The following is a 19,980-nucleotide window of genomic DNA, read 5'->3' as shown; positions in this document are numbered from 1 at the left end:
TTAAAGTTGTTTCAGAATGACATTAGAACATAAAATAGGACAATTTTTCTTTCCAGCCGTTTTCATCAATGATACCGAGGAAAATATTCAGGCTACTGAACGATTAATTAGAGATTACAATATAGGCGGATTGACTTTTTTTCATAGCCGAGCCAGTGCCGCAACGAATTATGAAACCAAGAAAAAAGTAGTCCTGAATGATGATAGTTTTCAACGTTTAAAGGAACTCATTATCAGGTACCAGAATTGTGCTACAACTCCGTTATTAATGAGTATTGATGCCGAATGGGGATTAGCCATGCGCGTCGAAAAAACACCTCAATATCCATATGCAATTACTCTTGGCGCTTTGCCTGAAAGTGAAAAACATTTGGTTTACGAAGTGGGGAAACAAATAGGTCTAGACTTAAAATCCGTTGGGATTCATTATAATTTAGCGCCATTGGCGGACATCAATAACAACCCGAATAATCCGGTAATTGGGTACCGTTCTTTTGGTCAAAACAAAGAAAAAGTAGCTGATTTTGCGCTGGAATATCTTAGAGGAATGAATGATGTAGGGATTTTAGGATGCCTCAAACATTTTCCCGGACACGGAAATACCAATGTCGATTCACATTTAGGATTACCGGTTTTAAAAGAAACATTGGACGAATTACTAGCCAATGAATTAGTTCCATTTATAAAAGGAATCGAGAATAATGTCGATTCAATTATGATTGGTCATTTGGCCGTTCCAGCTTTGAACGAAGGAAAAGATACTTCGGCGACGTTATCAAAATCCGTGATCGAAACACTTTTGCGCAAGCAATTGAGATATGATGGATTAGTGATTTCGGATGCGTTGAACATGCACAGCGTTTCTAAATTATACGATCAAAAAGGACAATTGGAATGGGAAGCTTTCAATGCCGGAAATGATGTGTTATGCTTTGCCGAAAATGTTCCCGAAGGAATTCAGGAAATCCTAAAAAACGCAACTCCAGAGCGAATTGAAGCCAGTTTTCAACGCATTTGGAAATGCAAACAAAAAGCAGGAATCACAGACGGAAATCTGAACTTGCCAAACCTTTCAGAAAATGATTTTGATTTTGAAACCACTTCGAAATTAAACCTGAAAATTGCTCAAAACTCCATTACAAAAATAAAAGACAATCACAATACCGTGACCGTTTTTGATGCTAAAAACAGAGAAGATTTCGCCAAAATCAGCATTTATAAAAATACCGATACTGTGTTTTTTAAAAGCTTGACAAACGCTTTGCCTTCCCCAGAATTTAGTTATGAAACTGGAGGTGAATCCGTTTTTAAGGAATTAGAAACAAATTTAAATAGATTTGACACACTAGTTATTTCTTTATTTGTTCCAAAGGCAAAACCTTTAAACAATTTTGACATTGAAGACTCCGTACTTCAATTTTTAGGCAACTTATTCACCACCAAAAAATGTGTTTTGTATGTTTTTGGGAATCCGTATGCATTACAAATAATTCCAAATCTAGAACATGCTTTGGGAATTGTAGAAATGTATCAAGATTTTGCAGAATTTCAAGAAGCCGCCGCCGAACAACTTTTGGAAAACACAAAATGCAAAGGAACTCTTCCTGTGGAGGTTAACTTCCTATAATTAACACCTTAAATCTTTCGAAAATAACAGTATAGTAATTCCCTATTTTGAAATAAATATTTATAATCAACTGCTATTCCTATTTACTTTTAGTATAACTACTTTTGCACCATCAAAAAAATAACTAAAAAAGTAAATAAAATGTCATTAGTAGGTAAAAAATTTCCAAGTATTGCAGTAGACGCTATCTCTGAAATGGGTGATAATTTAAAAATCAACATTTTCGAAGAAGCTGTAAATAACAACAAAAAAGTACTTTTATTTTGGTACCCAAAAGATTTTACATTCGTTTGCCCAACTGAATTACATGCTTTTCAAGCGGCTTTACCAGAATTCGAAAAAAGAAATACAATTGTTATAGGTGCATCTTGCGATACCAATGAAGTGCATTTTGCATGGTTAAATACTGCAAAAAACAATGGTGGAATTGAAGGTGTTACTTATCCAATTCTTGCTGATACAAACAGAAACTTATCTAATATTTTAGGAATCCTTGATGTTGAATCAACTAGCTACAGCGAAGATACTGATTCTATCATTATTGAAGGTTCTAATGTAACATACAGAGCAACTTACCTTATTGATGAAACTGGAAAAATTTTCCACGAAAGTGTAAACGATATGCCATTAGGTCGTAATGTAAATGAATATTTACGTATGGTTGATGCTTATGCACACATTCAAGAAAAAGGAGAAGTTTGTCCTGCAAACTGGGAAGCTGGAAAAGAAGCAATGAGTGCTGACAGAAAAAGTACTGCTGAATACTTAAGTTTAAACTAATTCAATAACAATGTCAATTGCAATACCAAATTTCAATTAAAACATTGAATATTGCTATTGCAATTGCATTTTGAAATTCAATAAATATGTTAATCGAATTAACCGAAGATACGTTACAGGATTTAATTGCAAAAGACGAGAAAGTAGTCGTTCAATTTTCGGCATCATGGTGCGGAAATTGCCGAATTATGAAGCCAAAATTCAAAAAATTAGCTTCAGAAAACGAAGCAATTACTTTTGCTCTTGTTGATGCTGAGAATTTTCCAGAATCCAGAAAATTAGCGAATGTGAGTAATTTACCAACTTTTGCCACTTTTGTAAATGGTAAATTGGTAAACGAAACACAAACCAATAAACAAGAAGTACTAATTGAATTAGTAAACGAAATAGTTTAATCATTTCTTAGTTTAAAGTTTAAAGTTGCCTGACTTTATAAATAAGTTTAATGCTAAACTTACAGAGTATACTGCAACAGCAGCTCAAAAACCTTAAAACTTTAAAAACTTTAAAAACATTAAACTTTAAACTTTTAAAAATATGAAATTACCCGTAATTAAGCATTTAACGCAGTTTATAGAAGAAAATGATGAAGATTACATCATAGAAACAATCGAAGTTCTGGAAGCAATGACTGAAATTTCGTCATTGAAAGATGAAGAATTAGATGTTATAGGGGAATTAATTTCTAATATGTACGGCGCTTTGGAAGTTAACAAACTGGTGAAAACCGGAACTGATAAAAAAGAAGCTTTAAACACTTTCATGAAACGTGTTTTGGGTTCTATCGACAAATAAAGGAATTTTTAATTCAATATTTCTAAAACGCACTCCGCAACGAGTGCGTTTTTTTATTGAACACATTGGAATCTTACGGTTGATAATTTGAACCCAAATGGTAAACTTATCACGACATTTGAGGACAAATTCTTAAATAATTTTCATACTTTTGAACCTCATTAAAAAACAAACACTATGGCTTCAATAACATTAGGGGGAAATCCAGTACAGACTTCAGGGGAATTACCAAAAGTAGGAACAAAAATCGCTGATTTTAAATTAGTTAAAACTGATCTTTCATACACTTCACTAGCTGACTTTGCTGGAAAAAAATTAGTTCTAAATATTTTTCCAAGTGTTGATACTGGAACTTGTGCTGCATCAGTTAGAAGATTTAATGAAAGTGCCAGTACTTTAGAGAATACTACTGTTTTATGTATTTCAAGAGATTTGCCATTTGCTCAAAAACGTTTTTGCGGTGCGGAAGGACTTGAAAATGTAGTTAACTTATCTGATTTTTCAGAAGGAAGTTTTGGTAAAACAAATGGTTTAGAAATTACTGACGGACCTTTGGCTGGATTACATTCAAGAGTTATTATTGTTGTTGATGAAAACGGAACAATTACACATACGGAACAAGTTGCTGAAATTGCAGACGAACCAAACTACGAAGCTGCATTAGCGGTACTTTAACAGCATCCGAATGGAATTTCAAAAAGATAATACTTTCTTTACCGGGAGATTAAAAAGTGTCACTTATGCTTTTAAGGGTGCCTTAAAATTGATTACCACAGAGCACAGTATTATGGTACAATTTTCAATAGGAATATTGATGACCATTGCCGGATTTTATTTTGGCATCTCTAAAACGGAATGGCTTTTTCAAACTTTAGCCATTGGTTTGGTGATGAGTATCGAAGGTTTAAATACAGCAATTGAAAAAGTAGCTGATTTTATTCATCCTAATTATCATGAAAGAATTGGATTTATTAAAGATATTGCGGCAGGAGCAGTATTTTTTGCTGCTTTAACAGCGATAGCAATCGGTTTAATCATATATATCCCAATATTACTTTAGATATTATTATAATCAAGAATGGCAAAAATAAAAAAAACAGCACCTTTAGATAAAAAAAACGATGCTAAAGCTGAGGGGAATAATCGATTAAGAATCACCAAACAACACAAAATTGTTTTTGGATCTCTTTTGGTATTATTTTCAATAGCTTTATTATTTGCGTTTATTTCCTTTTTCATTTACGGACAACAAGATCAAAGCGCTGTTAGAGAACTAACTAACAGAGCTGAAATAGTTCATAATTGGTTGGGGAAATTTGGCGCATTTTTAGCTGATTTACTTATTTACAGAGGTTTTGGAATTGCTGCATTTATATTTGTGCGCTTATTTTTCCTTACCGGAATATACATGGTTCTTGGTATTTCTCTAGGAAAGCTCAAGAATATTTGGTTTTGGGATTTATTCGTGATTATTATCTTATCCGTTTTATTTGGATTTTTTGCCACTTCAGCACCTGAATTAGGAGGAACTGTTGGATATGAATTGAATTTATTCCTGCAGGATTACATCGGAAAAACAGGAACATTATTGATTTTGCTATTCGGACTAATCATTTATATAATTTTCAAAATAAAGCTTTCGCCGGAAAGTATTCAGTCCTTTTTTGATACTACCAAAAAAGAAATGAAGGCGATTCCAATCACTAATCCGCTAAATAATGGCAAAAGTGGTTATAACCTGGAAGAATTTGCTGTTGTTGAAGACGAACTGGATGACATTCATTTAAAAACGAATGGTTCACAATTCGAAATTAACAAAGAAGCCTTGAAACCAACTATCAGCAATTCATCGGATATCAACAGAGATCCCGTTGCAAAACCACTTGCTATGCAAGTTACACCAGTTGCAACTCCAGAAGTTATATCGAATGCTGACGAATCTTTTGTAATAGAATCGGCTCCGGAAGAAGATATTATAGAGGAAAATCTTGCCTCTCGATTGGTTGCTGATTTTGGATTATTTGATCCAACTTTGGATTTATCCAATTACAAATTCCCTACGATTGATTTATTAAAAGAATATTCGACCGGAGGAATTACCATCAACCAAGAAGAATTAGAAGAAAATAAGAACCGAATTGTTGATACGCTTCGCAATTACAAAATAGAAATTGCACAGATAAAAGCGACCGTTGGACCATCGGTTACGTTATATGAAATTGTTCCGGAAGCGGGAATTCGTATTTCAAAAATCAAGAGTCTGGAGGACGATATCGCGTTGTCCCTTTCGGCATTAGGAATTCGTATCATTGCTCCTATTCCTGGAAAAGGAACTATAGGAATCGAGGTTCCTAATAAGAATCCAACGATGGTTTCTATGAAAAGTGTTATTGGCTCTGCCAAATTTCAGGAAGCCGAAATGGAATTACCAATCGCTCTTGGAAAAACAATTTCGAATGAAACATTTGTCGTGGATTTAGCCAAAATGCCTCACTTATTGATGGCGGGAGCTACCGGACAAGGAAAATCTGTTGGTTTGAATGCCGTTCTGACTTCTCTTTTGTACAAAAAACATCCAGCCGAAGTTAAGTTTGTTTTGGTCGATCCTAAAAAAGTAGAGCTGACCCTTTTTAATAAAATTGAAAGACATTATTTAGCCAAGCTTCCTGACATGGATGATGCTATTATTACGGATAATGCAAAAGTGGTCAACACATTAAATTCACTTTGTGTGGAAATGGACAACCGTTATTCTTTGTTGAAAGATGCGATGGTGCGTAACATAAAAGAATACAACGATAAATTTAAAGCTCGAAAACTGAATCCTGAAAACGGACACCGATTTTTGCCATACATCGTTCTTGTAGTGGATGAGTTTGCCGATTTAATTATGACTGCCGGTAAAGAAGTCGAAGTTCCTATTGCACGTTTGGCACAACTGGCGCGAGCTATTGGAATTCACTTAATTATAGCGACACAGAGACCGTCTGTGAATGTAATTACAGGTTTAATAAAAGCCAATTTTCCTGCGAGAATAGCTTTTAGAGTTACCTCAAAAATTGATTCCCGAACCATTCTGGATACTCAAGGTGCCGATCAATTAATAGGACGTGGTGATATGCTTTATACTAACGGAAATGATGTGGTACGGGTACAATGTGCCTTTATCGACACTCCCGAAGTGGAGAAAATCACTGATTTCATTGGTTCACAAAAAGCATATGCAACAGCTTATTTACTTCCTGAGTTCGTTGGGGAGGAAAGTGGCATTAATCTTGATATGGATATCTCCGATAGAGATACTTTGTTTAGAGAAGCTGCCGAAATCATTGTAAATGCACAACAAGGTTCGGCTTCATTGTTACAAAGAAAACTAAAACTAGGCTACAACAGAGCAGGTCGATTGATTGATCAACTCGAAGCTGCAGGAATTGTAGGCCCTTTTGAAGGAAGTAAAGCACGCAGTGTAAACATTCTGGACATGAGTTCTCTTGATCAATTTTTCAACAATGAACAAAACAACTAATACCATGAAATCAAAAATTCAAGAATCTAAAAAAAACAATACAGAAAATATGGGGAAAAAATTTCTTTTAATTGCAGCATTATTATTTTTTAGTTTCTCAATACAAGCACAAGACAAAAAAGCAAAAGAACTTTTAGATCAAGTTACCGCCAAAGTAAAAAGCTACAATACAATCGTAATCGATTTCAAGTATTCTTTGAATAACGCTAAAGAAAACATCAATCAGGACAGTAAAGGAAATGTAACCATGAAGGGAAATCAATATGTCTTGAATTTCATGGGAGTGACTAAAATTTTTGATGGTAAAAAAACATACACTATTGTTCCGGAAGATGAGGAAATTACTATTTCTAAAGTCAACGAAAAAGACGATAATGCTATTACACCTTCAAAAATGTTAACTTTTTTCAATACGGGTTATAAATACAATATGGATATTTTACAGAACGTAAAAGGCCGAAAAATTCAGTATATAAAATTGGTTCCTACCAATTCTAAAGATCAGAGAAAAGAAGTATTACTAGGGATTGATATCCAAACCAAACACATCTATAACTTAATAGAAGTGGGTAAAAAAGGTACAAAAACAACTTTAACGGTTAATTCTTTCAAAACCAACCAACCTTTGTCAAAAAATCAATTTACATTTGCGGAAAGTAAATATCCAAATTACTACATCAACAAATTAGATTAATCTATTCGGTGAAAATTCTTGACAAATACTTATTAAAAACATTCTTGACTACATTTACTACGGTATTTGTAATCCTATTTTTCATTTTTATACTTCAAACCGTCTGGTTATTCATATCAGAATTGGCTGGAAAAGATTTAGATTTATTAATGATTATTAAATTCCTGGCATTTTCCATGCCTAGAATTGTACCATTGGTATTGCCTCTTTCTATACTATTGGCTTCCATAATGACCTTTGGTAATTTAGCTGAGAATTATGAATTCGCAGCGATGAAATCTTCTGGGATTTCGTTGCAAAGAGCCATGAGAAGTCTGACTGTTTTTATCATTTTATTAAGTATTGTAGCTTTCTTTTTTTCGAATAATGTTATTCCCTATGCGGAATACAAATTTATCAATTTCAGAAAAAACATTGCGCAGGTAAAACCGGCATTGGCTATAGCCGAAGGTCAGTTTAATGATGTGGGGTTTTACAACATTAAGGTGAATAAAAAATCCGGTGAACAAGGCAATATTCTTACCGGTGTGACAATTCACAAAAAATCAAACATTGGTGACGGAAGTAAAACCGTAATCAAAGCAAAAGATGGTGAGTTAATCAGCAGTGAACAATCCAGTATTTTACAATTGGTGCTTAACGACGGATACTACTACGAGGATATTGTTCCTAAAAAGTATGAAGATCGCATTAAAATGCCTTTTGCCAAAAGCTCCTTTAAAAAACACATCATAAACATCGATTTATCTGAATTAAACAAGACCGATGTAACCGATGAAAGTGTGGCAAACACGAACACAATGCTGACTGTTAATGAATTAAAATACACTTTGGATTCATTGAACAAAAACATAAAAAATGACATTATTTCATTTTCTGAAAATAGCAACATGCGAGTTGGTATTCCTTTAAATAAAAAACTGGAGAAAGCACCAAAAAGAAAACCGCTTCCTAAAGATATTTTGTCATTGTATACTTTAGAACAAAAATCGGATATTTTAAAAATAGCAGTCAGTAATCTTGCCAGCACAACCTACTCCATCGATACCACTAAAGCAGAACTAGACAACAAACAAAAAAATATCAATAAACATTTATTGGCTTTTTACGATAAATTTGTAATTGTATTTGCCTGTTTTCTAATGTTTTTCATTGGAGCACCATTAGGAGCAATCATCAGAAAAGGTGGTTTAGGACTTCCAATTGTTTTTGCAATTTTAATCTTTATTACATTTCACTTTATAAATACTTTTGGAAAAAGAATAGCACAGGAAAACGGAATGACTCCTTTTATGGGAGCTTGGTTATCCTCATTTATCCTGACTCCATTAGCGGTTTTATTAACATATAGAGCCACAAACGATATTGGATTAATAAATATGGACGTTATTCTGGCTCCATTCCAAAAAATAATTAAAAAAATACTACCATCACAAAATTAACAACACAAATGGTTACAAATAACATACAACTCAACACAATTGAAGAAGCGATAGAAGATATTCGCCAAGGAAAAATAATCATTGTTGTTGACGATGAGGACCGCGAAAATGAAGGAGATTTTTTGGCTGCAGCCGAAAAAGTGACACCAGAAATGATAAATTTCATGGCAACACACGGTAGAGGATTAATTTGCGCTCCACTGACAGAAAGCCGTTGTAAAGAATTGGGATTGCATGTAATGGTAAGCAACAATACGGATCCAATGGAAACCGCTTTTACTGTTTCGGTAGATTTAAGAGGCAATGGAGTAACTACAGGAATCTCTGCTGGAGACAGAGCAAAAACTATTTTATCATTAGTTGATTCTAAAACTAAACCACATGATTTAGCACGTCCGGGACATATATTCCCCCTTATTGCAAAACAAGGTGGTGTATTAAGAAGAACAGGACATACCGAAGCCGCTATAGATTTTGCTCGATTAGCTGGATTTAAATCAGCAGGTGTGATTGTAGAAATCATGAACGAAGATGGTTCGATGGCTCGTTTACCACAATTAGTAGAAGTGGCTAAAAAATTCGATTTGAAATTAGTGTCCATCGAAGCTTTAGTGGCCTATAGAATGCAACACGATAGTTTGATCGTTAAAAAAGAAGATTTTGACATTGAGACTCGTTTTGGTACTTTTAGACTAAGAGCATACCAACAAACGACTAATAAGCAAATACATATTGCTTTAACTAAAGGAACTTGGAATTTGGGTGAATCGATTTTAACCAGAATCAATTCGTCACAGGTGAATAATGATTTGTTAGGCACATTGACCAATAACGCAGACCAACAACTGGATGATATGTTTCAAGTAATAAACGAAGCCGGAAAAGGTGCTGTTATTTTCATCAATCAGGACATGCAATCCGTAAATTTATTGAATCGTATCGCTGAACTTAAATCATTACAAGCGCAAGGTGAAATGAAAGCGCCTAAAATTGTTATTGACAGCAAAGATTTTGGTATCGGAGCGCAAATATTACATGATATTGACATCTCAAAAATTAGATTAGTATCCAATACTGAAGGAACAAAACGGGTAGGAATGATTGGATATGGGCTAGAGATAACCGAATATGTAAAGTATTAACCCCATTCATTACTATTTTATAAAAATAAGTTTCATCTAAAGTAAAGAAAATGAAACCTTTAAAAATTAGCCCTGAAAATAGATGCTTTTTTTCTAAAAATAGATTTGCATAACCAAAAAAGGTTCTTATATTTGCACTCGCAATCAGATAATGAAAGCGACATACTGGAGAAATGGCAGAGCGGTCGAATGCGGCAGTCTTGAAAACTGTTGACTGTAACAGGTCCGGGGGTTCGAATCCCTCTTTCTCCGCCAGTATAACCCGAAACGAAAGTTTCGGGTTTTTTGTTTTTATCATTCTACTATAAAGTCTCAGCGGAGTTATTCTCATTCTACACAGTAAAACACTAAAAAAAACTTCTCCCTTTCCTCTCCTCTTTTTCCAGAAGAATTAATTCTGAAATATGCCAATCACACTTAAAAATACAAGCAAAATAATGGAGTATAAAAAGCGTAACAAGCATATAAAAATAGGATTAAATGCTTGAATAAAAATGTGAGTGAGAAAATGAAAACAGTAAGAAATAATTTTTCTGTTGAAAAGAGTTCCATTGACAAAAAGCCGAAAAAATTTAATTAGTTCAAACTTCTGTATTCATTAGGCGTATACCCTACTCGTTGTTTAAACAATCTGGAAAAATGCTGAGGATATTTAAAGCCCAACTGATAAGCGATTTCGTTTACAGTCAAATGGTCTACCAGAATTTTGTCTTTTGCAACATCAATTATTTTATTTTGGATGTATTCCTGAGCAGATTTACCGGTTTCCTTTTTTATCAAATCACCAAAATAGTTGGCTGATAAATGTAGTTCATCCGCACAATAAGCAACAGATGGCAATCCGATAGTGTTGGGTTTATCAGTTGTGAAATAACTGTTTAACACCTCTTCAAATTTTTCTAAAATTCCTTTATTAACATTTTCTCTAGTTATAAATTGCCTGTCATAAAACCGTTCACAATAATTTAAAAACAATTCAATATTTGAAGCTATAAGTTTCTTACTATGCTTATCTACCCCGAGTTGCAATTCTAACTGAATTTTTGAAAAAGAGTCTAAAACAACTTGTCTTTCGCGTTCTGATAAATGCAAAGCTTCGTTGGCATTATAACTGAAAAAATTATAATCATTTATACTTTTAAAAAGAGAAGTGCCATGTATCAAATCAGGATGAAACACTAAGGCATGTCCTTTTGGTTGATATACTTTACCATCCGTTTCTACTTCCATTACTTGCCCTGGAGCAACAAAAACCAATGTGCCTTCCTGGTAGTCATAGTAATTACAACCATATCGCAAATCACCACATTTTATATCTTTCAAAAAGATGCAATAAAAGCCATAATAAATTCTAACAGTCTTCTCTCCTTCCCAAGATCTTTCGTCGGCTTTTGAAAAATCAATAACACTTATTAATGGATGTAAAGTTTTGTTATTGTTAAATACATTATATTCAGTAATGGTATTAAACTTGACTATTTTATTCATACTAATTTTCATTTTATAATACAAATTTAGGTATTTAGAGATAGCAATTATCATATAGTAAGTCCAATAAGTAATATTGGTAGAACAATCAGTAATCCATATACCAACAACCTCATTTTCAGGTCGGAAATTTGCAGAGTACTATAAGTTATCCTAATTGCCAGGAATATTTATAGTAACTTTAAATTAAAAAATCATGCAAAATATAAAACTAAACAACGGAGTAGAAATGCCAATTTTAGGATTCGGTGTTTTCCAAATTCCGGATGCTACTGAATGTGAAAAAGTAGTATTAGAAGCGATCGATTGTGGTTATCGTTTAATCGATACAGCGGCTTCGTATAGGAATGAAGCTGCCGTAGGTAATGCCATTAAGAAAAGTGGTGTGCTTAGAGAAGAATTGTTTATTACAACAAAAGTATGGGTCCAAGATGCTGGTTATGAAAAAACAAAAGCTGCTTTTCAAAAATCATTAGACCTGTTGCAACTAGACTATCTGGATTTATATCTTATTCATCAACCTTATGGAGATATTTTTGGATCTTGGAGGGCTATGCAAGAATTATATGCTGAAGGTAAAATCAGAGCAATTGGTGTTGCGAATTTTCATCCGGACAGAATGATGGATTTGATTGCTAATAGTGGTTTTACACCTGCTGTTAACCAAATTGAAACACATCCATTTCATCAACAAATTAGTACTCAAGAATTTCTTCAGAATAACAACGTACAAATTCAATCTTGGGGACCATTTGCAGAAGGAAAAAATAACATATTCCATAATGACTTGCTAATTTCAATTGGCAATAAACATGATAAAAGCATTGCGCAAATTATTCTTCGTTGGTTAATCCAAAGAGGCGTGGTTGCTATTCCAAAATCAGTACGAAAAGAAAGAATGAGGGAGAACTTCACCATTTTCGATTTTGAATTATCAGCAGATGATATGCAAATGATTCAGACACTGGACACGAAAGAAAGTTTGTTTTTTGACCACAGAGATCCTGACATGGTAAAATGGTTAAGCGAGTATAAAATAGAATTATAAAAAAATAATTATGAATCGTAGAAGTCTTTTAAAAACCGCAGGATTAGCATTGGCTGGAAGTGCTATACTCCCTTTTGATTCATTAGCTCAATCTATAAAATCAGAAGATAATCATTTAAAAAATGACAATTTTCAACCCTTGTCTAACAAGCGAAAACTTGGCGCTTCACTTGAAGTCTCTAGCATTGGTCTCGGGGTTCAAAACATGAGTCGTACGTATCAGACTACAATTCCCTCTCGACCAGAAATGCTCAACATCATTCGAACAGCCTTTGATAAAGGGGTTACGCTATTTGATGCTGCTGAGGCTTACGGCCCTTTTGAAGTGGAACGAATTCTTGGAGAAGGTGTAGCATCTTTTCGCGACAAAATAGTCATCGAAACGAAGTTTGGTTGGAATATTGACCAAGAAACAGGCAAGCGATTACCTGGCTTAAACAGTCGCCCTGAACACATCAAAATTGTAGTGGAAGGAATGCTGAAACGACTTCGTACAGACCGAATTGATTTATTGTATCAACATCGTGTTGATCCGCAAGTGCCAATTGAAGATGTAGTTGGAGCTATTCAGGACTTAATAAAAGAAGGTAAAATATTGCATTACGGATTGTCCGAACCGGGAACTCAAACCGTAAGGAGAGCACATGCTATTCATCCTATTACTGCGATTCAAAACGAATATTCTTTACTATGGCGTGGCCCAGAAAAAGAAATTATTCCACTTTGTGAGGAACTCGGTATTGGTTTCGTCCCTTGGAGTCCACTTGGTGTGGGTTTTCTTACTGGAGCCATTGATACCGATACACACTTCGCTCAAGGCGATATTCGAGCTAATGAGACTCGTTTCTCACCAGAGAATTTACCTAATAACTTGAAAATAGTACATCTATTAAAAAACTGGGGGACACAAAAACAGGCTACTCCTGCCCAAATTTCATTGGCTTGGTTATTGGCACAGAAACCTTGGATTGTTCCAATACCAGGTACTACACAGATGGCCCACATGCTGGAAAATATAGGTGCAGATAATGTAAAATTTACCACAGATGAATTAAAGGAATTCAATAAACAATTGGATACAATTCCAATTTTGGGTGAACGATTACCTGCCTTTGTTCAAGCTTTTTCTGATGTGGAAGCACCGTCAAAAAAAAATAATTAATTAGAAAATAGAATATTTTAAACCAAATAAATTATTTAAAATGAAAAAGTTATTATTAGGATTATTATTCTTTACTAGCATGCAATGGTCATATGCACAAACAAGTACACCAAACATCAAATCTAAAAGCGTCCAAAAAACGGAACAGGAATTATTGGACTTGTCAAGACAAAAATGGCTATGGATGGCTGATAAAGATGTAGACAAACTTGAATCACTCTTTGACAACAAATCAAAATTTGTTCATATGAGTGGTACGTGGAAAAAAGACGAGGAACTCGACATTATTAAAACGGGTAAAATTTGGTATAAGAATGCTAAGGTTCATGATGCAACAGTAGAAATTTTCGAAAAAACGGCAATCGTTTGGAACAGAATTACCCTTCAGGCTGTTGTACGAGGAAGTGAAGTCACAACTGAGTTTACGGTAACAGAAGTCTATCAAAAACAAGGGAAGAATTGGAAACTTTTAGCCTTAACATTCAGCAGTGTACGAGACACGCATCAAATTCAGAAATAGAAAAAAAGAAAAAATATACTAATTAAAAATTAATCGCATTATGAAAAAGTCAATTTTCGGACTACTGATACTCATTCTATTGGCAAACAAGTCCTTTGCACAAACTGCTACTGCCGCTGAACAGGAAGTGATTCAACTTTCAAAACAAAAATGGGAATGGATGGCCGATAAAAATGTCGATAAACTTACCCCTTTGTTTGATGATAAATCGGTCTTTGTCCATATGGGCGGAAGTTGGGGAAAAACCCAAGAAATCAATGTGATTAAAAGTGGAGGAATTCATTACAAGAAAGCAGATATTCACGAAGTATCAGTAAACATTATTGGTAATACCGCGATACTTTTAAACAGAATTACACTATTGGCAGTAGTTGGAGGAAATGAAGTTACCAATCCATTTATGGTTACGGAAGTATATATAAAAGACAACAATGGTTGGAAACTTGGCTCATTATCGTTCACTAAGCTAATGACACCTGGACAATAAAATTTAAAAAATGAAAAAAATAGTAATCGCAATTGCATTATTTTATTGTACTACTTGCGTAAACGCACAACAACCAGTCTCACAAAGTCTTACAAAGGAAATTCGTACGACTTCAGGAACTGTTCGCGGTCTAACAGAAGGAGATATCTCCATATTCAGAGGTATTCCTTATGCCGCACCACCAGTGGGTGCAAATCGTTGGAGGTCTCCACAGCCAGTGGTTGCTTGGAAGGAAGTGCGGGATGTAAGTAAATTTTGCGCTGATTGTCCGCAGGCGAGTTGGCCTCGTGGTGCCGGCATGTCACCAAATTCAGCTGAAGATTGCTTGTTTCTCAATATCTGGACACCTGCTACAGTAACAAAAAAATCAAAATTGCCAGTTATGGTTTGGATTCACGGAGGCGGATTTGTAGGTGGCAGTGGCGGTGGAAATGACTTTACAGGAGCAGCATTTGCAAAGCAGGATGTCATACTTGTTTCTTTCAATTATCGGTTAGGACGTCTTGGTTTTTTTGCGTTTCCCGCTTTAAGTAAAGAAAACCCAAATGAATATAAAGGCAATTATGGCTACATGGATCAGATTGCTGCATTAGAGTGGGTTAAAAAAAATATCGCTGAGTTTGGAGGTGATTCCAAAAATGTAACCATTTTTGGTGAGTCCGCCGGTGGCGTATCTGTACATTCGCTTTTAACAATACCCGCAGCAAAAGGCTTATTTAAGAAAGCAATTATTGAATCAGGAGGCGGACGAGATGGTGTACTAACTGGGCGTCCAATTGACAAAGAAAATGCAGATATTCATTATCCGGTATCGGCTGAAACCATCGGACTTAACTTTGCCAAAAGATACAATATCGAAGGTGATAATAACGAAGCGCTCAACAAGCTAAGAGCATTAAGTGCTGCTGAAATTGTTGATGGTGGAGAAGAAACTGCCGGACAAGGTGGTCCTACAACTTATCCAGGACCGATACTAGATGGCCGTTTGGTAACGGAGACTGCCGAGAGTGCTTATAAGGCAGGCAGACAACCAAAGGTTCCTATTATTATTGGATCAAATAGTGCAGAGGTTCCTGCAGGGTTTGTCAATGCGAAGTCAAAGGAGGAATTATTATCATTGTTTGGCAACTATAAAAAGAAAGCAACTGAAGCCTACGATGCTGATGGTAATACTGATTTTGCTCAGATGTTAGCCTTTGTGAATACCGATAAAGTTTGGGCGGAGCCTGCCCGATTCACTGCCAGAGCATTTACTTCTAAATCGATACCTGCCTATTTATATCTCTTCTCTTATGTACCTGTCTCGATGAAAGATTGGATGCGATATGGTGCCTCTCATGCCTCTGAGATTGCTTATGTATTTGATAATCTTGTGAAAAGAAATGGCATTACTTTTACTGCAAAAGATAAAGAAGTCGGTAAAATAATGAATGCCTATTGGGTTAACTTTGCTAAAACGGGTAATCCAAATGGAAAAGGACTACCGCTTTGGCCGGAATATGATAGTAATAAAAATGAGGTTTTTGAGTTTAGGCAAGATGGGTCGGTAAGTAATTTTTTCGATCATAGAAAAGCTAGACTAGATGTGATAGAAAAAGCATTTGAGAGTACTAAATAAAAAGAAGTAGATTATAAGCTTAAAAATATAAATTATGATGAAAAAGAAAGTAATTCAATTGTGGAGCATACTTTGTTTGTTATTGATGATCCATTCATCATTTTACGCACAAAAAAGCACAAGACTAAAACCGTTACTAATTGAAGAGCAAGGAAGTTTTGCTGTTGGAGGAACTATCATTACCAATCCTGGCACATTCGATCCGTACAAACCTACTCCTGAAGGACAAACGTTTCGTGGAGATCACGCCTATGTTTTTTATCAAATTCCTGTAAAGGCGCGCAAATATCCCTTGGTGATGTGGCACGGCATAGGTCAGTTTTCTAAAACATGGGAAAGCACGCCCGACGGACGAGAAGGGTATCAAAATATTTTTCTACGCAGAAACTTTCCTGTTTATGTGATTGATCAACCAAGAAGAGGAAATGCGGGTAGAAGTACTGTAGCAGCTACGATTAATCCAACTCCAGATGAACAACAATGGTTTGATGTCTTCCGTGTAGGTGTATGGCCCAATTATTTTGAAGGCGTTCAATTTGCTAAAGATTCCAATACACTCAATCAATATTTTCGCTCGATGGTTCCAAACATTGGTACTATTGATAGTAATGTGAATTCGGATGCGGTTTCAGCGTTATTCAACAAAATTGGTGCTGCAATTTTGGTTACACATTCCCATTCTGGTGGTATGGGATGGATTACAGCTGTAAAAAATCAAAACGTAAAAGCTATAGTGTCTTACGAACCCGGTAGTGGATTCTTATTTCCTGAAGGTGAAGTGCCATCCCCTTTAACGAGTTCGGCAGGTTCACTGGAAGCAAGTTCGATTCCTATGAAAGAATTCATGAAACTTACTAAAATACCGATTGTCATTTATTATGGTGATAATATTCCTGAAAGCCTCTCCAACAATCCTGGGGCAGACGGATGGAGAGTACGACTACAGATGGCGAGATTATGGCGAGATGTAGTAAACAAATACGGTGGTGATGTAACCGTAGTACATCTTCCTGAGGCAGGTCTCAAAGGAAATACACACTTCCCGTTTTCAGATTTAAATAATATACAAGTAGCTGATTTAATGAGTAAATGGTTAAAAAGCAAAAAATTGGATTAATTAAATACAGCCGATATATAATCCTAAATAATAATTCAATTGAAAATAGTAACCACATATTGTTTAATAATGATAATAACAGCTAGTTTATTTTCGAGCTGTTCCAAAGCACAAAGTACTGTTAAGCAAGAAAAAGATGTTTTGAATACAAATAGTATTCTAATTGTCTATCTGACTCGAACAAAGAACACGAAAACAGTTGCCCAAATCATTCATAAACAAACAGGAGGCAAATTAGTTGAACTAGAACTTCAAAATCCCTACCCTGAAAATTACAAAGCAATTGTTGATCAAGTCGCCAAGGAAAATGAAACTGGTTTTTTACCTCCGCTAAAAACCAAAATTGACAGTATTGAAAAGTATGATACTGTCTTTATAGGTTTTCCAACTTGGGGAATGCAATTACCGCCGCCAATGAAAAGTTTTTTAAGTCAATACAATTTAAAAGGTAAAACTATTATTCCGTTTAACACCAATGCTGGTTATGGTATTGGAAGCAGTTTTGATAAGATTAAAGAGCTATGCACTGAATGCAAAATATTGGAAGGATTTTCCATTCAAGGAGGTAAAGAAAGAGATGGAATTTTATTTGTAATGGAAGGTGAAAAGAAAATTGAAGCCGAAAAAGAAATACAAACATGGTTAAAGAAAATAGGGATTCTGAAGAATTGAAATATTTGAAATAACAGTAAATAAAATAAAGATGAAGGATTTTAAAATTTTCAGTTTAATAGTCATGATTGTATGCATTACATTGTCTCCTAATGACGTTAAAGCAAAACAGTTGACAGCTACCGAAAGTAATTTAAGCGCAAAAGAAAAAAGCATTATTACCATTGCGTCACTTACAGCTAAAGGCGATTTAGTCACTCTAAAATCAGAGTTAAACAAAGGTCTTGAAGCGGGACTTACCGTCAATGAAGTAAAAGAAATATTGATTCATACCTATGCCTATTGCGGTTTTCCGAGAAGTATCAGAGGATTGCAAACTTTTATGGAAGTACTTAACGAACGAAAAACAAAAGGGATTAACGATGAATCTGGCAAAGAAGCTTCTCCAATCAAAGAAGATGGCAATAAATACCAACGAGGCAAAACCATTTTAGAACAACTTACCAAAACACAACAACCGAATACGCTTACAGGATATTCAGCTTTTGCACCGGTAATAGATACCTTTTTAAAAGAACATTTGTTTTCCGATATTTTTGAAAGAGATGTTTTAACCTACTCTCAAAGAGAATTGGTTACAATTTCTGTTATAAGTTCAATTGGTGATGCTGAACCCATGCTAAAGGGCCATTTGTCAATTTCTCTCAATGTAGGTATATCACCTGAACAATTGAAAGAATTTATAGGCGTAATCCAACCAATCATTGGAAGAAAGAAAACTAAAGCAGCAAAAGAAACAGTAAACGAAGTGTTGAAAAGTAGACAGAAAAATAATTAATAAAGAAAAAAAATGAAAAAAATAGCATTAATAATCACAATAGCAATTTCAATAGTAACCGTACAGATGTCAAGTGCTCAAATTACCCAAAAGGAAAAAAAGCAAAACCCATACACTCTTGTATATGAGGGAGCAATTACCGAAAATGTAAAGGGAAAAGTAAACATTTATCCTGTTACTTATACAATTAAAGAGATTACAATAGTAGCTAATGTCTACACTCCTGCCAACTACGATGCTTCAAAAAAATATCCTACGGTAGTTATTGCCCATCCTAATGGTGGTGTAAAAGAACAAGTGGCAGGATTATATGCACAACGATTAGCTGAACAGGGCTATATCACTATCACGGCAGATGCTGCATACCAAGGAGGTAGCGGTGGAGAGCCTCGTAATGTGGATAAACCTGCAAACCGAATTGAAGACGTACACGCAATGGCTGATTTTATTTCACAATATAAAGGAGTTGATACTTCAAGACTTGGATTATTAGGAATTTGTGGTGGAGGCGGTTATTCTTTAAAGGCAGCCCAATCAGACAAAAGATTTAAAGCAATAGCGACAGTAAGCATGTTCAATTCAGGAGTAGTAAGGCGTAACGGTTTTATGAACTCACAATTTTCAACAATTCAGCAACGATTAAAAGAAGCTTCTGATGCCCGTGCCCAAGAAGCAGCAGGCGGTACAATTATGTATGTAGGCGACACGCAACTCACTGATAAACAAATAGCAGCACTACCGTTTGATTTATATCGTGAAGGATTTGAGTATTACGGTAAAACACATGCTCATCCAAATTCTACATTTAAATACACAAAGAGTAGTCTGATGGATTTAATGACGTTTGATGCCAGTACCAATATGGACTTGATAAACCAACCATTATTAATGATAGCGGGTAGTAAAGCCGATACTTTTTATATGACTGATGATGCTTTTAACAAAGCTACCAATGCAAAAAACAAAGAACTATTTCTTATTAATGGCGCTACTCATATAGAAACCTATTGGAAACCCGATTATGTATTGCAAGCGGTAAATAAATTGGGTAATTTTTATCAAACCAATCTTTAAAATTTAAAAG

The 19,980-nt window shown here is 34.9% G+C and carries 20 protein-coding genes and 1 tRNA gene; 20 read left to right on the top strand and 1 reads right to left on the bottom strand.

Annotated features, from left to right (window positions below; translation table 11 throughout):
• Window positions 1-16: 16 nt before the first annotated feature.
• From CLV00_RS10640 to CLV00_RS10590, 11 genes are all read left to right on the top strand, one after another.
• Complete coding sequence (locus CLV00_RS10640) at window positions 17-1,627, top strand: glycoside hydrolase family 3 protein (protein ID WP_099715182.1); 1,611 nt, start codon at window positions 17-19, stop codon at window positions 1,625-1,627.
• 141 nt (window positions 1,628-1,768) lie between these two features.
• Window positions 1,769-2,407: a peroxiredoxin gene (locus CLV00_RS10635; protein WP_099715181.1), complete on the top strand. Its 639-nt coding sequence runs from the start codon at window positions 1,769-1,771 to the stop codon at window positions 2,405-2,407.
• An 86-nt stretch (window positions 2,408-2,493) separates the two neighbouring features.
• Window positions 2,494-2,802, top strand: a complete 309-nt coding sequence (locus tag CLV00_RS10630) for a co-chaperone YbbN (RefSeq protein ID WP_099715180.1) — start codon at window positions 2,494-2,496, stop codon at window positions 2,800-2,802.
• Window positions 2,803-2,944: 142 nt separating this feature from the next.
• Complete coding sequence (locus tag CLV00_RS10625) at window positions 2,945-3,202, top strand: hypothetical protein (protein WP_091172168.1); 258 nt, start codon at window positions 2,945-2,947, stop codon at window positions 3,200-3,202.
• Window positions 3,203-3,379: 177 nt separating this feature from the next.
• The gene (gene tpx / locus CLV00_RS10620; RefSeq protein ID WP_099715179.1) at window positions 3,380-3,877 is read left to right on the top strand and encodes a thiol peroxidase; all 498 of its coding nucleotides are present in this window, start codon (window positions 3,380-3,382) and stop codon (window positions 3,875-3,877) included.
• Window positions 3,878-3,887: 10 nt separating this feature from the next.
• Complete coding sequence (locus CLV00_RS10615; RefSeq protein WP_099715178.1) at window positions 3,888-4,262, top strand: diacylglycerol kinase family protein; 375 nt, start codon at window positions 3,888-3,890, stop codon at window positions 4,260-4,262.
• 18 nt (window positions 4,263-4,280) lie between these two features.
• On the top strand, window positions 4,281-6,728 hold the full coding sequence (locus tag CLV00_RS10610) for a DNA translocase FtsK (RefSeq protein ID WP_099715177.1): 2,448 nt from the start codon (window positions 4,281-4,283) through the stop codon (window positions 6,726-6,728).
• Between the two features lie 4 nt (window positions 6,729-6,732).
• Window positions 6,733-7,422 carry an outer membrane lipoprotein carrier protein LolA gene (locus CLV00_RS10605; RefSeq protein ID WP_099716312.1) on the top strand — a complete coding sequence of 230 codons (690 nt, stop codon included), beginning with the start codon at window positions 6,733-6,735 and terminating at the stop codon, window positions 7,420-7,422.
• An 8-nt stretch (window positions 7,423-7,430) separates the two neighbouring features.
• Window positions 7,431-8,864 (top strand): LptF/LptG family permease, encoded by a 1,434-nt coding sequence (locus CLV00_RS10600; protein WP_099715176.1) that lies wholly within the window; start codon window positions 7,431-7,433, stop codon window positions 8,862-8,864.
• A gap of 8 nt (window positions 8,865-8,872) precedes the next feature.
• Window positions 8,873-10,006: a 3,4-dihydroxy-2-butanone-4-phosphate synthase gene (gene ribB, locus CLV00_RS10595; RefSeq protein ID WP_099715175.1), complete on the top strand. Its 1,134-nt coding sequence runs from the start codon at window positions 8,873-8,875 to the stop codon at window positions 10,004-10,006.
• Between the two features lie 167 nt (window positions 10,007-10,173).
• Window positions 10,174-10,261, top strand: a tRNA-Ser gene (locus CLV00_RS10590).
• Window positions 10,262-10,582: 321 nt separating this feature from the next.
• Here CLV00_RS10590 and CLV00_RS10585 read toward each other — a convergent pair.
• Window positions 10,583-11,494, bottom strand: a complete 912-nt coding sequence (locus CLV00_RS10585; RefSeq protein WP_099715174.1) for an AraC family transcriptional regulator — start codon at window positions 11,492-11,494, stop codon at window positions 10,583-10,585.
• 196 nt (window positions 11,495-11,690) lie between these two features.
• On the opposite strand from CLV00_RS10585, the gene CLV00_RS10580 reads away from it, so the two are divergent.
• The 9 genes from CLV00_RS10580 (at window position 11,691) to CLV00_RS10540 (ending at window position 19,970) form a co-directional block, all read left to right on the top strand.
• The gene (locus CLV00_RS10580; protein WP_099715173.1) at window positions 11,691-12,542 is read left to right on the top strand and encodes an aldo/keto reductase; all 852 of its coding nucleotides are present in this window, start codon (window positions 11,691-11,693) and stop codon (window positions 12,540-12,542) included.
• Window positions 12,543-12,552: 10 nt separating this feature from the next.
• Entirely contained in the window at window positions 12,553-13,704 is a 1,152-nt protein-coding gene (locus tag CLV00_RS10575; RefSeq protein WP_099715172.1) for an aldo/keto reductase, read from the top strand.
• Between the two features lie 40 nt (window positions 13,705-13,744).
• Window positions 13,745-14,224, top strand: coding sequence for a nuclear transport factor 2 family protein (locus CLV00_RS10570; RefSeq protein ID WP_099715171.1), 480 nt, complete (start codon window positions 13,745-13,747; stop codon window positions 14,222-14,224).
• A 40-nt stretch (window positions 14,225-14,264) separates the two neighbouring features.
• Window positions 14,265-14,711 carry a nuclear transport factor 2 family protein gene (locus tag CLV00_RS10565; protein ID WP_099715170.1) on the top strand — a complete coding sequence of 149 codons (447 nt, stop codon included), beginning with the start codon at window positions 14,265-14,267 and terminating at the stop codon, window positions 14,709-14,711.
• Window positions 14,712-14,721: 10 nt separating this feature from the next.
• On the top strand, window positions 14,722-16,329 hold the full coding sequence (locus CLV00_RS10560; RefSeq protein ID WP_099715169.1) for a carboxylesterase/lipase family protein: 1,608 nt from the start codon (window positions 14,722-14,724) through the stop codon (window positions 16,327-16,329).
• 34 nt (window positions 16,330-16,363) lie between these two features.
• Window positions 16,364-17,446 carry an alpha/beta fold hydrolase gene (locus tag CLV00_RS10555; protein ID WP_233206884.1) on the top strand — a complete coding sequence of 361 codons (1,083 nt, stop codon included), beginning with the start codon at window positions 16,364-16,366 and terminating at the stop codon, window positions 17,444-17,446.
• A 69-nt stretch (window positions 17,447-17,515) separates the two neighbouring features.
• Window positions 17,516-18,118 (top strand): flavodoxin, encoded by a 603-nt coding sequence (locus CLV00_RS10550; RefSeq protein ID WP_099715168.1) that lies wholly within the window; start codon window positions 17,516-17,518, stop codon window positions 18,116-18,118.
• A 31-nt stretch (window positions 18,119-18,149) separates the two neighbouring features.
• Window positions 18,150-18,896: a carboxymuconolactone decarboxylase family protein gene (locus CLV00_RS10545; protein ID WP_099715167.1), complete on the top strand. Its 747-nt coding sequence runs from the start codon at window positions 18,150-18,152 to the stop codon at window positions 18,894-18,896.
• Between the two features lie 12 nt (window positions 18,897-18,908).
• Complete coding sequence (locus CLV00_RS10540) at window positions 18,909-19,970, top strand: alpha/beta hydrolase (RefSeq protein WP_099715166.1); 1,062 nt, start codon at window positions 18,909-18,911, stop codon at window positions 19,968-19,970.
• The last annotated feature ends 10 nt before the right edge of the window (window positions 19,971-19,980 follow it).

The organism is Flavobacterium sp. 11 (assembly GCF_002754315.1).
Classification (GTDB): Bacteria; Bacteroidota; Bacteroidia; order Flavobacteriales; family Flavobacteriaceae; genus Flavobacterium; species Flavobacterium algoritolerans.
Note: the sequence above shows the minus strand (reverse complement) of the source record. Positions and strands in the feature narration are given on the sequence as shown.

Coding starts and splice junctions, on each gene's coding strand:
- CLV00_RS10640 (WP_099715182.1), top strand. CDS start 17: ATGACATTAGAACATAAAATAGGACAATTTTTCTTTCCAGCCGTTTTC.
- CLV00_RS10635 (WP_099715181.1), top strand. CDS start 1,769: ATGTCATTAGTAGGTAAAAAATTTCCAAGTATTGCAGTAGACGCTATC.
- CLV00_RS10630 (WP_099715180.1), top strand. CDS start 2,494: ATGTTAATCGAATTAACCGAAGATACGTTACAGGATTTAATTGCAAAA.
- CLV00_RS10625 (WP_091172168.1), top strand. CDS start 2,945: ATGAAATTACCCGTAATTAAGCATTTAACGCAGTTTATAGAAGAAAAT.
- tpx (WP_099715179.1), top strand. CDS start 3,380: ATGGCTTCAATAACATTAGGGGGAAATCCAGTACAGACTTCAGGGGAA.
- CLV00_RS10615 (WP_099715178.1), top strand. CDS start 3,888: ATGGAATTTCAAAAAGATAATACTTTCTTTACCGGGAGATTAAAAAGT.
- CLV00_RS10610 (WP_099715177.1), top strand. CDS start 4,281: ATGGCAAAAATAAAAAAAACAGCACCTTTAGATAAAAAAAACGATGCT.
- CLV00_RS10605 (WP_099716312.1), top strand. CDS start 6,733: ATGAAATCAAAAATTCAAGAATCTAAAAAAAACAATACAGAAAATATG.
- ribB (WP_099715175.1), top strand. CDS start 8,873: ATGGTTACAAATAACATACAACTCAACACAATTGAAGAAGCGATAGAA.
- CLV00_RS10585 (WP_099715174.1), bottom strand. CDS start 11,494: ATGAATAAAATAGTCAAGTTTAATACCATTACTGAATATAATGTATTT.
- CLV00_RS10580 (WP_099715173.1), top strand. CDS start 11,691: ATGCAAAATATAAAACTAAACAACGGAGTAGAAATGCCAATTTTAGGA.
- CLV00_RS10575 (WP_099715172.1), top strand. CDS start 12,553: ATGAATCGTAGAAGTCTTTTAAAAACCGCAGGATTAGCATTGGCTGGA.
- CLV00_RS10570 (WP_099715171.1), top strand. CDS start 13,745: ATGAAAAAGTTATTATTAGGATTATTATTCTTTACTAGCATGCAATGG.
- CLV00_RS10565 (WP_099715170.1), top strand. CDS start 14,265: ATGAAAAAGTCAATTTTCGGACTACTGATACTCATTCTATTGGCAAAC.
- CLV00_RS10560 (WP_099715169.1), top strand. CDS start 14,722: ATGAAAAAAATAGTAATCGCAATTGCATTATTTTATTGTACTACTTGC.
- CLV00_RS10555 (WP_233206884.1), top strand. CDS start 16,364: ATGATGAAAAAGAAAGTAATTCAATTGTGGAGCATACTTTGTTTGTTA.
- CLV00_RS10550 (WP_099715168.1), top strand. CDS start 17,516: ATGATAATAACAGCTAGTTTATTTTCGAGCTGTTCCAAAGCACAAAGT.
- CLV00_RS10545 (WP_099715167.1), top strand. CDS start 18,150: ATGAAGGATTTTAAAATTTTCAGTTTAATAGTCATGATTGTATGCATT.
- CLV00_RS10540 (WP_099715166.1), top strand. CDS start 18,909: ATGAAAAAAATAGCATTAATAATCACAATAGCAATTTCAATAGTAACC.